Source organism: Arthrobacter sp. P1_C12_2, assembly GCF_056406415.1.
On sequence record NZ_JBFUAF010000007.1, the window covers coordinates 91,732 to 104,578 of the forward strand.

A 12,847-nucleotide genomic window follows, 5' to 3' on the forward strand; every position below is an offset into this window, starting at 1 on the left:
CACGGAGCAACACCACTACTCAGGGTACCGGTTTGCCGAGGCGGGGGCCGGTGACGGCCCCGGATGACCGGGCCGCCGCCGCGCTGACCGCCGCCGCGCAGCCCGCCGCGCAGGGCCGCTACCGGCCAGGCCAGGGCTGCTACTGGACTTTGATTTCGGCCAGACGCAGGCCGTACCCGTAGCGGGTCTTGGGAGCGGCCAGCTTCGGAAGCGTCTTGATGGACACGATCACATATTGCGCCGTGACGGGTTCAGACAGCGGCATGGTCAGGTCCGGAGACGTAAAGCTGTTGCTGCCGATCTGCTTTGCGCCTTCGAGGGTCGGGCTGTCATTGGTGAACACGCTGATGCTGCCGCCGGAGGCTCCGAGTTGGCTCAGGGTGACGGAGGAGACCTTGGACGGGTCCTTCAGCTTCACCACCAGCGGAACCTCGGAGGCAAGTCCGCCCCAATCCTCCGTGGCGAATTCCATGTCGGACCAGAAGCTCGCGCCGTTCCCATCAAAGGTCTTGACGAGGTCGGAATCGTAATTTCCGGCGAAATCGAAGTTGCCGAGGCGCGTCACGTCCTCGATGACGGGCGGTCCGGCCGCCGGCGCCTCGGTGGCGGTCGACGACGGTTGCGCGGTGGACGGCTCCGGCGCTGAGGACGAAGCGGCGGACGCCGCGCTGGTCGGCGGGGTGCTCTTGAAGAGGCTGCCAAGGTTGGTGACCGCGAAGATCAGGCCCACCACCAGCACGGCAGCCAAGAGCCCGCCCACCAGCCAGCGCATGGAACGCGGCTCCCGGTTGGGCTCGTCTTCGTACTCGTACTCGTCCTCATCCTGGTCGACGGCGGTACGGGCGGAGGCGGGGAAGTTGCCCGGAGCCCGATCCACGGAGTTGAAACCGGCACCGGCCACTCCGGCGGCCGTAGCTGCGCCGCCGTGGTGCTCTTCGCCGCGCTGATCGTCACCGCTGTAGTCGTCGTCGGACCACAAGGAAACTTTAGGTGCCGCGGGGGTTGCCGGCTGCTGCGCTGCCGGTTCGGCCTGGCGGGGCGTGGTGTCCCCCTGGACGGGCTGCGGCGCCGTCGAATGTGCCGCGGTTTCTTGCGGTGCTGTTGTGGGGGCCTTGGGGGCCCGGGCTGCCGCCGCTGCCGCCCCGGCTGCTGCCGCGACGCCAGGCGCGGCGGAGGGCGCGGACGTGGGCCGCGACGGTACTCCGGCGGGGGGCGCCGCCGGGGAAACCGGCTGCTGTCCGCCTGCGGCCTGGGACTGACCATAGTTGATGTACCCGGCGTCGACTTCCTCGTCGTCGTAGAGCCCGTCGTAGGTTTCGGGTTCGTGGGAGCGGGCCTGCCCGAAGATCTCGCTGCCCAACGTGTCCGTGAAGAAGGGTTCGACGTACGGCGGGTTGGAAGACACCACAAGATCCAGGAGGTCCGCCGCCGAGGTGTGGTTGGTGATCAGGTACGTGGTGGCATCGCTGACGCCAAGGTCAAGGATCTGCACACTGCCGGGCCGCTCACCCGTCGCCACTTCACGGGCACTCTGGGCCACCTGGTCGGCGTTGCCCGGGCCTGCGACGAGGATGCTCACGGGACGGTTGAGCACCTGGTCCACACCGTCCAGCACCAGATCCTGGTCATGTGAGGTCAGTACGGTGGCAGTGACCTTGTAGCGGCCACCGAGTACTGATCCGACATCGATCGGGTGGGACACGGGCTCCTCCTAGACTGTCCGGGACCTGCCGACGTGGTCACTCTGAGAGCGACCGTGTGCCCTCCGGTAAGCCGGTTGACCGCTGGTCCGCAACTTCCCTTGTTAGTCTTCGATCCTAGCCGATGCTCTGTCCAGGCCGTGTGAGCACGGCAGTTTGAAACGGAGCCGGGCTCATTTTTTCTTTTTCCCGCCAAACGGGAAATAGGGGTTGTGACCGGCCGGGCCCTGGTAGGTGCGCCGGCCCGGCAGTGGAACATCGCCCTTGCCCAAGCCGCCCTGCGCAGTGCTGGGGAGGTCTTCGGCCGGCAGGTAGCCGCCATCCGGGCCCGCCGGACGGCCGTAAGGGAACGAGTCCTCTTCCCGGATGTCGGGGCCGGCACGGAACGACTCGGCGTCGAACCCGCCGGAAATTCGCGGAATCAGGCCTGTATCCACCGAGGTGGTGGCCCGCTCGGGTGCCCTTCGCACCTCCGGTGCGCCGCCTGCCTGCGGTTCAGTGCCCGGCTCGGCGGTGCGGCGCCGGAGCCGCCCAAGCAGCGGCTGCAGCAGGTCCTGCAGCTCGGTCACCCGGAAGAGCTTCAGCAGCAGGAAGTAGGCGGCCAGCATGACGGGACCGACGACGACGATCGTCACCAGGGCGGCGATCCGGTTGCTCCACGCGTAGCCGTCCGGGTTGTAGCTGCCCAGCATCCACAGGGCCACGGCTCCGGCCAGGGCGGAACCGAGGGCCGCGTAGCCCATCCGGATGTAGGAGCTGGCGATGCGGGGCCCGTCGAGGTGGCCCAGGAGCCGGCGCAGGAAGGTTGCGCTGACGATCACGGAGAGGATGTTGCCGCCCGTGTAGAGGATGGCGATGGCGAAGATGATCTGATCGAACGGCAGGAACTGGATCGCGAACGCGGCCGCCACGTTGACCAGCGCCAGAACCAGCTGAATGAAGAACGGCGTCCGGGCGTCCTCATTGGCGTAGAACACGCGCGACATCATGAAGTTGGCGCTCATGAAGGGCGTGCTGAGGGCCAGGATGGTGAGGGTCTGGGCCAGCATAACGCCGTCGAGGCGCACGTCGCCGGAGAAGAACATGCCCAGCGGCCCGGCCAGCGCGAAGAGCGCCAGCGCACCGAACACGGTGGCCACGGCCATGGTCCGCAGCCCGTGGGAGAGCGCATTGCGCAGCGCAACCCGGTCTCCGTCCTGGGATGCCCGGGTCATCCGGTTGAACAGTACTGTGGCCAGGGACAGGGCGATGATGGAGTGGGGCAGCAGGTACAGCTGGCTGGCCACCTCCAGCACGGCGTTGCCCGGAATGAAGGCCGCCGCGGGATCCCCAGCTTGCTGAAGCCGGGCCCGTTCCGCGCCAGGAATCGTGGCGATGCGCATGACGTAAAGGAAGGCGAGCTGCCCCACCGCGGCTGTCGCCAGGGTCCAGACGCTCAGCTTTGCGGCATGGCCCAGCCCGACCCCGCGCCAGCCGAAGCGCGGCCGCAGCCCCAGCCGGAGCCTAAACACGGGAATGAGCAGGACGGCGGTCTGCGTGACGACGCCGATCGTGGAGAACCCGGCCACGAGGACGGTCTGGAAGGATCCCCAGTTGTCGATCGTGTGGGGATTGGTGGCGTTGGCGCCCATGATGGCGATGAACATGCCCAGCCCGGCGATTGCCACGATGTTGTTGACGATCGGCGCCCACATCGCGGGCCCGAAGGCTCCGTGGGCGTTCAGGACCTGGGTCAGCAGGGCGTACAGGCCGTAAAAGAAAATCTGCGGAAGGCACCAGAACGCGAACGACACCGCGAGGGCCTTCTGTTGCGGCGAGTAGCCCTGGGTGGTCAGTTGAATGACCGTGGGCGCCAGCAGCGTGACCAGCAGCGTGAGCACCAGCAGCACCAGGACCGCCAGCGTCAGCAGCCTGCTGATGTAATCCGCACCCTTGTCCGGCGCCTTGCTGGCCTTGATGATCTGCGGCACCAGGACAGCATTGAACACCCCGCCCGCCACCAGCAGGAAGATCAGGTTGGGGAGGTTGTTGGCATTGATGAAGGTGTCATTGACGGAGGAGCCCAGGCCCAGGGCGGCCGCCAGCATCCACGTCTTGGCGAAGCCCAGAAAACGTGAAACGAGCGTTCCGGCCGCCATGATGGCGCTGGAACGGGCTTCTCCGGACTGGACAGCTTTGGAATCGGCGGGGCCGGAGGGTACGGGGGCGGGTTTGGCTGATGACATTGTCTTCATCGTCTCACCCGCGCGGGGCATTAGTCGCTATCGGTGGACGTGACCTGCCGCTCCTGCGGCCTTCAGCGGTCTTCCGGGAGGACTTCCTTGGCCAGATCCGCGATACGGCGTTCATTGGGGAAGGACAGTTTGCGGGCCAGCTCCTGGATGGGAACCCACGCGACGTCCACGGCTTCCTTGTCCGGATCGTTTTCGATAGTGAGTTCCCCTCCCGTGGCCCGCAGGAGGTAGTGGTGCACGGTCTTATGGACGCGGTGCCCGCTCACGGTGAACCAGTAGTCGATGCTTCCCAGCGGTGCCAGGATCTTGCCTTCGATCCCTGTTTCCTCGGCGATCTCGCGGACCGCGGCTTCCTCGTTGCTTTCCTTGCCTTCCGGGTGCCCCTTCGGCAGGCACCACTCGAGACGGCCGCCGCGGTTGAGGCGCGCGATGATCGCTACCCGCAGGTCGGCGTCGGACATGTCCACCACGACGCCGCCGGCGGAGATTTCCTCCACGGTGGGCAGGGAAGCGTGGCCCGAATGCTGGACAGGCGCGATATTGGCACCTATTGCCGACGGCAACGGTGCGTTTGTCCTCCTGCCGGGAGCGCTCGGTACGGGATGGGCCATGAGGTCCACTCTAACGACTCTTGCCCGCTCTTGATGACCTAAACATGGCCGGAAAGTAGACTGCCGGGAAAGTCGGTCCGCGGCGGTTCATCCGCAATCGTGACGAACCGGCCGGATCCTTGAGGGTTCGGGTGTGGTGCTGGCGCGGTTTTCTGACAAGCTTAAGTAACTATGGCGCACGCACATCACAAGACAGACTCCCACACCGTTTCTTTCCAGGTGGATCCGGTGGTTCTGGAGCTCGGGCAGCGCTTCGTCGACGCCGGCCACGAGCTGTCCCTGGTGGGCGGGCCCGTCCGTGACCTCTTTCTTGGCCGGGTCTCCCCCGACCTGGATTTCACCACTGACGCCACCCCGGACCAGACGGTTGCCCTGATCAAGAAATGGGCGGACAACTACTGGGAGATCGGGCGCGCCTTTGGCACCATCGGGATGCGCAAGGACGACTTCCAGATCGAAATCACCACGTACCGGGCCGACGCCTACGATCCGGAGTCCCGCAAGCCGATCGTAGCCTTCGGAACATCGCTCACGGATGACCTGTTGCGGCGGGACTTTACGATCAACGCCATGGCCCTGCGGCTGCCCATGCTGGAGCTCGTCGATCCTTTCGGCGGCGTCCGCGACCTGCACGCCTCGATCCTCAACACGCCGGGACCGCCGGAAACGTCCTTCTCCGACGACCCCCTGCGCATGATGCGCGCGGCGAGGTTCGCGGCCCAACTGGGAGTGTCGGTGCACGCCGAAGTCCGCGAGGCGATGATCCGGATGGCGGAACGGATCAGCATCATCTCTGCCGAACGTGTGCGCGATGAACTCATTAAGCTCATCTGCGCCGCGCAGCCGCGGGCCGGCGTGGACCTGCTGGTCGATACCGGACTCGCGGACCTGGTCCTGCCGGAAGTCTCGGCCCTGCGTCTCGAATCCGATGAACACCACCGTCATAAGGACGTCTACCAGCACTCGCTGCAGGTCCTGGAACAGGCAGCAGCCCTGGAGTCGGAGGCCGGCGGCCCGGTGCCGGGCCCCGACTTTGTGCTGCGGTTCGCGGCGCTGATGCACGACGTCGGCAAGCCGGCCACGCGCCGCTTTGAACCAGGCGGTGCAGTGAGCTTCCGCCACCACGACATGGTGGGCGCCAAACTGACGGCCAAGCGCATGAAAGCGCTCCGCTTCGACAACGACACCATCAAGGCCGTGGCCAGGCTTGTGGAGCTGCACATGCGCTTCTACGGCTACGGTGAGGCCGGCTGGAGCGATTCCGCGGTCCGCCGCTACATCACCGACGCCGGGCCCCTCCTGGAGCGTCTGCACCGGCTCACCCGCTCCGACGTCACCACCCGGAACCAGCGCAAGGCGGACCGGCTGTCCTTCGCCTACGACGACCTCGAGGACAGGATTGCTGCGTTGCGGGAGCAGGAATCCCTCGACGCCGTCCGCCCGGACCTGGACGGTGGCCAGATCATGGCGCTGCTTGGCCTCAAGCCCGGTCCCGTGGTGGGCCGTGCCTACAAATTCCTGCTGGAAGAACGCATGGAGCACGGCCCGCTCGATCCCGCCGTCGCCGAATCCCGCTTGCGGGACTGGTGGGCGGCCCAGCCCGAGGCGGCGCCCGCCGGCGCCGAACTTCCCACCACTGAGGAGTCCTAAGTGATTGCACCATCCAACGGCCCCCGCCCCCAACTGTGGATCCTGCGGCACGGTGAAACAGAGTGGTCCAAGAGCGGGCAATACACCGGGCTCACGGACATGCCCCTCACAGTGGAAGGCGAGCAGCAGGCCGTGGAGGCGCGCAGGGTGCTCGAGACTGTCGACTTCGACCTCGTGCTGACCTCACCCCTGCGCCGCGCCCGCCGGACGGCCGAACTCGCCGGCTACCCCGACGCCCAGCTGGAGCCGCTGGCGGTGGAATGGGACTACGGCGACTACGAGGGCATCAGCTCAGACCTCATCCGCAAGGACAACCCCGAATACCTGATCTGGACGCACGGCGTGCCCAACGGTGAAGCGCTCGACGACGTCGCCGCCCGGGCGGACAAAATCGTGGCCCGAGTGCTGGAATCGGGCCTGGACAATGTGCTGATCGTGGCGCACGGACATTTCTCCCGCATCCTGACCGCCCGGTGGCTCGGACTCGACCCCCGCGAGGGCCGGCATTTCGTGTTGGGGACTGCCAAAGTCTGCACGCTGGGATGGGATAAGAAGACGCCGGCAATCGTGCGCTGGGGTCTCTAAACCCGTTTTTTTAAAACAAAGTCCAAAAAAGTTTATGAATTCGGTAGGCAACTGCCGCATTCGTAGTGTATTTTTATTTCTGACCCCAGAGCGACTTGCCGGGGTCACGGCGCGCGTCGCCCGGCCAGTCAGCCGGTGCCACGGCAGAACAGAAAAGGAGGTTGGGAAAATGATGATTACTTTGACTAGCGGATGGATGTACTGCACCACCGCGAACCCGGCCTCGTTCGCTGAACCGCGCCCAAATGTCGGACTGACTGTTTCCTGACCGCTTTCCCGTCCCAGGTAATGCAACCTGGGGCCGGCGGCAGCTGGCTTCCTCAACGGAACGCCTAGTGACGGCAGCCTGAACAGGCGGAACCACGCGGTTGCGCAGCCTCCCCATAGTTCGGAACCCAGCTTCTTGTTGGGGTTTCGGCGCTACCGCGTCCAGGGGCCATTCTCCATCGAATAACGTTTCCTATCCGGAATCCCGGGTTAATTAAAGCCCGGGAATTTCGGGCCTAATTGTCACGCCCGGAATCGGTAATTCGAATTCAATGCATCTACGGCTCTATTTGTCGCGCCCAAAATGCGTCCGCCCGTTTCATCCGGCCATTACCCCTAAGTCGCACCGAGCCGGCCTGCAATCCCCACCAACGAAAGGTCCCTGTGACTACCGCAACCACCGCTCCAGCCCGCCACACCGTTCTACCTGCCACTAAGTCGTACCGATCGAGTCTCCGGGAGGAGGTAATAACCATGATGAACAAGCTCTATACGGTCCTGTTCCGGAAGCCGTCACGCAGGGAGTCGACGCGCTTCAACGGCCAGCTCCTGGACCAAAGGCGCGACGACGCCTTCCTCGTAATGCATCAGGCCGGCCTGATTCGCTGAAGCCCTGAACTGCTGACTACCGGACACTTCCGCCACTGGCGCATGGACTGATCCCGTGCAGGGATGAAGCCCGTTACCGGCAGGACTGTCCGCAGCGAAGGAGGACCTGATGACTGACATTGGAACTGACCCCAGGGAGCCCGTGCGGCGACGCGCGGGCTCCCCCTTTTAAGCTTCCCTTTACGGCCCGCAGTTACGGTGCGGCCGGCGATCCGACGTGCCAGCGAAGGCCAGGGCGCGGCATGGGGCAATGGCCCCCGGTAAGCTCAAGGTCATGCAGGAGACAAAGCCGCCGGAGCGCAAACGGGTCCGATTGGTCATCCCGAGCCGCAGCGATCCATTTCTCCGAAACTTCACGGAACTGGTAGGCGGTCCTTTGGGCAACCGCTCGGCACCCGGGATCGTTTCGCCAGGATTCTTTACGGTGGAACGCGTTCTGGTGATCCTCACAGTCCTCGCCGCCCTGGCCGGGATTCTGCTCAAGAATTTCTGCCGCACCAACGGCTGGGAAACGCCCGGGCAGTTCTACGCCACGTGTTACTCGGATTTTCCGGAGCTGTTCCGCAACCGCGGCCTCGGCGATGGCGCCTTCCCCTTCATCACCCAGGGAAGCCTCTTTGAGTACCCCGTGCTGATGGGGTTCATCGCGGGTGCCACGGCGCTTCTGGTGCCCGGCTCCGGCACCGGGGACCCCCGCGTCCTTGGCTACTTCGACGTCAACGCCACCCTGATCGCCGCCGTCTGGATCATCACCGTGCTGGCCACGGCACGGACGAACCGCCGGCGGTCCTGGGACGCGGCGATGGTTGCCCTCGCCCCCGGCATTGTCCTTGCGGGCGTCATTAACTGGGACATGTGGGCCGTGTGCATGCTGGCTGTTGGCATGTACTTCTTTTCAAAAAACATGCTGGTCCTGGCGGGAATCTTCATCGGTCTGGGCACTGCGACCAAGCTCTATCCCCTGTTGATCCTCGGCGCCGTCCTGCTGCTGGCGCTCCGGAGCGGGCGCATCCGGGCGCTCCTTATTACTGCCGGTGCCGCAACCGCGGCCTGGCTGGCGGTCAACGTCCCGGTAGCCGCGGCGAATCCGGACGGCTGGAAGTACTTCTACCAGTTCACGCAGGAGCGGCCGGCGGGCTACAGCTCACCCTGGTTCGCTTACAACCTCGTGGCCGCCCGGCTGGGCTGGAATCCGCTTGAGGCCGAGGCCATCAACTCCCTCGCATTGGACCTGTTCCTCCTGGCCTGCATCCTGATTGCGGTCCTGGCACTGACAGCGCCCCGCCGGCCGAGGATCGCGCAGCTGGCGTTCCTGATCGTGGCCGCGTTCATCCTGACCAACAAGGTGTACTCGCCCCAGTTCGTGTTGTGGCTGATCCCCCTGATCGCCCTCGCCCGACCCCGCTGGCGTGACTTCGTCATCTGGCAGGCCATCGAGGCACTGCACTGGGGCGCCATCTGGATGTACCTCGCGCAGGCGACCAGCGGCGGCTCGACCCAGCACAACATCGACATGCCCTACTACGTCCTGGCCGTGGTTGCCCATATGCTCGCCACCGCGTACCTGATGGCGCGGGTCGCCTGGGACATCTGGGATCCGTCCTACGACGTGATCCGCCGCAACCGCATCGATGATCCGCATGGCGGCCCCTTCGACGGTGCACCGGACTGGCTGCGGATTGATCTCCGCCGGCCCGCGGCGTCCGTAGTGCCGTGGCGGAAGAATGCCGTGGCGGAAGCCGCCGCGCATGACTGACGTCGCCGTCGTCGGTTCCGGCCCCAACGGGCTGGCCGCGGCGGCGACCATGGCACGGGCCGGACTCAAGGTCCACGTGTTCGAGGCGGCCACCACGCCCGGCGGCGGACTGCGAACCGCCGAACTGATGGAACCGGGGCACTTCCACGACGTCTGTTCGGCCGTGCACCCCATGGCTCTGGCCTCACCTTTCTTCCGCCGGTTCGAGCTGTCCCGCCGCGTGCCCCTGGAGGTGCCGGAGCTCTCGTACGGATCCCCGCTCGACGGCGGCCGTGCGGCGCTGGCCTACCGCTCCCTGGACCGCACTGTTGCCGAACTCGGGCGGGACGGCGCCGCGTACCGCCGGCTCATGGAGCCTCTCGTGCGGCGGGTGGAGGGAGTCGCAGACCTGACCCTGAACCAGCTGCTGCGGATTCCGGGAGATCCCATGGCCGCGGCAGCATTCGGCCTCCGCGCGCTCGAACAAGGCTCGCCGCTGTGGAATGCGAGGTTCAGCCAGGACCTGGCTCCCGCACTGCTGAGCGGCGTCGCCGCGCATGCCGTGGCGCCGCTGCCATCCATCACCGCCGCCGGCGCCGGCCTGATGCTGGGCGCCCTGGGGCATGCCGGCGGCTGGCCTATTCCGCGCGGCGGATCGGCCGCGATTGCCCAGGCGCTGACCGCCGACATCGAAGCCCACGGCGGGGTGGTCGAGACCGGGAGGCGGATCACATCGCTCGCGGAGCTGCCGCCGGCCCGGGCCACCCTGCTGGACGTGGCGCCCCCCGCGCTGCTGCACCTGGCGGAGGGCAGGTTGCCGGCACGCTACCGGCGCGCCCTTGAGTCCTTCCGCTTCGGGAACGCGTCCTGCAAGGTCGACTTCATCCTCTCCGGACCGGTGCCGTGGGCGGCGGACGGACTCGCCGACGCCGGGACGGTGCACGTGGGCGGCACCAGGGCGGAAACCGCTGAAGCGGAGCACCAAGTTGCCTCGGGACGGCACCCGGACCGCCCTTATGTGTTGGTCTCCCAGCCCTCCCGTTTCGATGCCGGCCGCGCGCCGGCCGGCCGGCACATCCTGTGGACGTATTGCCACGTTCCGGCCGGCTCTGCCGTGGACATGAGCGATGCGGTCATGGCGCAACTGGAACGCTTCGCACCCGGATTCCGGGATTTGGTGGTGCAGTTCAAGGTGACCACGGCCGCAGGGCTGGCGGCGTACGACGAGAACTACGTCGGTGGGGACTTCGGCGCCGGCCGCATGGACCTGTGGGGCATGCTGCGGCGGCCGGTGCTGAGCCCCGTTCCCTGGCGGACGCCGCTGCCGGGTACGTACTTGTGCTCGTCGTCCACCCCGCCGGGGCCCGGAGTCACCGGGATGCCCGGCTTCCACGCCGCCAGGCATGCCCTCAAAGACATGTTCGGGCTCGGCGTCCCGGACCTCGGGTACCGGGTCCCTTAGCCCCAACGCGGCGCCGCAGCGGCCGCCGTCGCCGCCATGGAGGACAGCCGTCCGTCGCGCATGCTCGCCACGGCGTCCGTGAGCGGGACGAAGTCGGTGTCGTGGGTGACCATGACGGTCGCCACGCCGAACTCGTCCGTGACCTGCCGCAGCAACCGGACGATCGCCTCGCTGCGGTGGTGGTCAAGGGCCGCCGTCGGCTCGTCCACGAGCAGCACGGCAGGGTTTCCCATGAGGGCCCGGGCAATGTTGACGCGCTGCCGCTGGCCGCCGGAAAGCTGATGGGGGCGCTTCGCCAGGGCGTTGCCGAGGCCCACGAGATCCAGCAGACCCGTGGCGCGTTCTCCGGCCGCCTTGTCCGCCCCGCCGCGCAGGCGCTGGGTGATCACGAGCTGCTCCACCGCGGTGAGGGAGGGCAGGAGGTTGGGCTGCTGGAAGATGATGCCGATCTTGTCCCGGCGCAGTGCGGTGCGGCCGGCGTCGGGCAGTCCGCCGGCGTCCTGGCCGTCGATCACCACCAGTCCGGCGGAGGGCCGGGCGAGGGTGGCGGCGACGGCCAGCAGGGACGACTTTCCTGACCCTGAGGGGCCAATCAGGGACACGAACTCCCCTGCGCGAACTTTGAGGTTCACATCGTCCAGGGCCTTGAGGGTGCCGTCTCCGTCCGGGTACTCCAGAGTGACGTTGACGAGGTTCAGGGCGGAATTGTTCAGGGCGGGTGTGTTTAGGGTGGGCTTGTTCGGGGCGGAGTTCACAAGATATGCCTTTCTGGGAATATATGGGATGGGGCTCGGGCTGCTCAGTTGCCGCCGAGGGCGATGAGCGGATCGACGCGCGCGACGCTGCGGACCGCGAGGGCGGCGCCGGCCAGGCCCAGGAGCACGATTCCGGCGATGGGCAGCAGCGTTGTCGCGGGCGTGAGGAGGAACGGCGCCGCCTGGGACGCGAGGATCCCGCCGGCCACACCGGCCAGCCCGCCCGCCGCGGCGCCGGCGAGGAGGACCAGGGCTGCCTGCGCCATGGCGTCCCGGAGGATGTAGCGGGCGGACCCGCCCAGCGCCTTCAGCACGGCGATGTCCCGGGTGCGCTGGACCGTCCAGACCGTCAGGAAAGCGACAATCACCAGAGCCGAGATGCCGTACAGGAAGGCCTGCATGAGCAGCAGCGAGCCGTTCTCGCTCTTGTAGGAGCCGAGGGCCTGGAAGGATCCGTCGACGGTGGTGCTGACGGTTCCCGCGGCCGTATTGGCGGCACCGAGATCCACGCCTGCTCCGGCGGTGGAGTCAAACGTCACGGCGAGCACCGTTGCGGCGCCCGCGGCGTCCGCGTCTTTGACATGTGCCAGCTTCTGCCAATCGGCCAGCGTGGTCCACACGACTCCGGTGTGTGAATACCACTGCTCCGGAACAACGGCCGTGACAACGAGATCGGTGCCACCCACCGAGGCGTGGCTGCCAATGACGAGCTCCAGGTCCTTTGCCAGTCCGGCGCCGACGACGATGGTTCCTTCTGCCAGCGGGGCGGGAGCCAGGCCGGCGCCGGGCTCAGTACCGAGGACCGCAACGCTTGCCGTGCGTGCCGGGATGCCCCCGTCGCCCAGCGCCTGGAAACGGCTCTGGCTGATCCCGAGGGGATCGGCGCGGGAGACGCCGTCGCGCGCCGACCACTGGCTCTGTTGGGCGCGGGTGACTTCGGATTCCGTGAACGAGGCCTTGGGCGCGCTCCCGGCCGGGGCGCCGAAGACCAGCTGGTCGGCCGGCAGGGCTGCGAGGGCCGACGTCGACTGGTTTCCTAGTCCGGCCGTGAGCCCGGACAGCATGACGAGCAGAAGGGTGATGAGTGCGACGACCGCGCCCATCAGGGCGAACCGTCCCTTGGCAAAGCGGATATCGCGGATGGCGAGATACATGGTGTCCTTTTTCGTGGCGTGTGTGGCGTTGCTTCCAGCCTTCCCTCCGCCCGGCTCCGGGGCATCGGCCGGGCGGTTGGAACGC

10 protein-coding genes are annotated in these 12,847 nt (G+C 66.8%); 5 read left to right on the forward strand and 5 right to left on the reverse strand.

Features of this window, described 5'->3' with window-relative positions; genetic code table 11:
* Positions 1-139: 139 nt before the first annotated feature.
* From AC1DZQ_RS09600 to AC1DZQ_RS09610, 3 genes are all read right to left on the reverse strand, one after another.
* Complete coding sequence (locus AC1DZQ_RS09600) at positions 140-1,702, reverse strand: ABC transporter substrate-binding protein (protein ID WP_476963304.1); 1,563 nt, start codon at positions 1,700-1,702, stop codon at positions 140-142.
* 171 nt (positions 1,703-1,873) lie between these two features.
* Entirely contained in the window at positions 1,874-3,934 is a 2,061-nt protein-coding gene (gene murJ / locus AC1DZQ_RS09605) for a murein biosynthesis integral membrane protein MurJ (RefSeq protein ID WP_476963305.1), read from the reverse strand.
* A gap of 62 nt (positions 3,935-3,996) precedes the next feature.
* Positions 3,997-4,545, reverse strand: a complete 549-nt coding sequence (locus AC1DZQ_RS09610) for an NUDIX hydrolase (protein WP_476963306.1) — start codon at positions 4,543-4,545, stop codon at positions 3,997-3,999.
* 171 nt (positions 4,546-4,716) lie between these two features.
* Between AC1DZQ_RS09610 and AC1DZQ_RS09615 the strand changes: the two genes are divergently transcribed.
* The 5 genes from AC1DZQ_RS09615 to AC1DZQ_RS09635 all read left to right on the forward strand — a co-directional run bounded on the left by AC1DZQ_RS09615 (position 4,717) and on the right by AC1DZQ_RS09635 (position 10,853).
* Positions 4,717-6,195: a CCA tRNA nucleotidyltransferase gene (locus AC1DZQ_RS09615; RefSeq protein ID WP_476963307.1), complete on the forward strand. Its 1,479-nt coding sequence runs from the start codon at positions 4,717-4,719 to the stop codon at positions 6,193-6,195.
* Positions 6,196-6,780 (forward strand): histidine phosphatase family protein, encoded by a 585-nt coding sequence (locus AC1DZQ_RS09620; protein WP_028277661.1) that lies wholly within the window; start codon positions 6,196-6,198, stop codon positions 6,778-6,780.
* A gap of 741 nt (positions 6,781-7,521) precedes the next feature.
* Positions 7,522-7,656, forward strand: coding sequence for a hypothetical protein (locus AC1DZQ_RS09625; protein ID WP_476963308.1), 135 nt, complete (start codon positions 7,522-7,524; stop codon positions 7,654-7,656).
* Positions 7,657-7,930: 274 nt separating this feature from the next.
* Positions 7,931-9,412, forward strand: coding sequence for a glycosyltransferase family 87 protein (locus tag AC1DZQ_RS09630; RefSeq protein WP_476963425.1), 1,482 nt, complete (start codon positions 7,931-7,933; stop codon positions 9,410-9,412).
* Positions 9,405-10,853: a phytoene desaturase family protein gene (locus tag AC1DZQ_RS09635; protein ID WP_476963309.1), complete on the forward strand. Its 1,449-nt coding sequence runs from the start codon at positions 9,405-9,407 to the stop codon at positions 10,851-10,853. Before AC1DZQ_RS09630 ends, AC1DZQ_RS09635 begins: the two co-directional genes overlap by 8 nt.
* Here the strand turns inward: AC1DZQ_RS09635 and AC1DZQ_RS09640 are convergent.
* On the reverse strand, positions 10,850-11,608 hold the full coding sequence (locus tag AC1DZQ_RS09640) for an ABC transporter ATP-binding protein (RefSeq protein WP_476963310.1): 759 nt from the start codon (positions 11,606-11,608) through the stop codon (positions 10,850-10,852). The two genes, AC1DZQ_RS09635 and AC1DZQ_RS09640, sit on opposite strands and share 4 nt — an antisense overlap.
* A gap of 44 nt (positions 11,609-11,652) precedes the next feature.
* Positions 11,653-12,762, reverse strand: a complete 1,110-nt coding sequence (locus tag AC1DZQ_RS09645; protein ID WP_476963311.1) for an FtsX-like permease family protein — start codon at positions 12,760-12,762, stop codon at positions 11,653-11,655.
* Positions 12,763-12,847 lie beyond the last annotated feature (85 nt).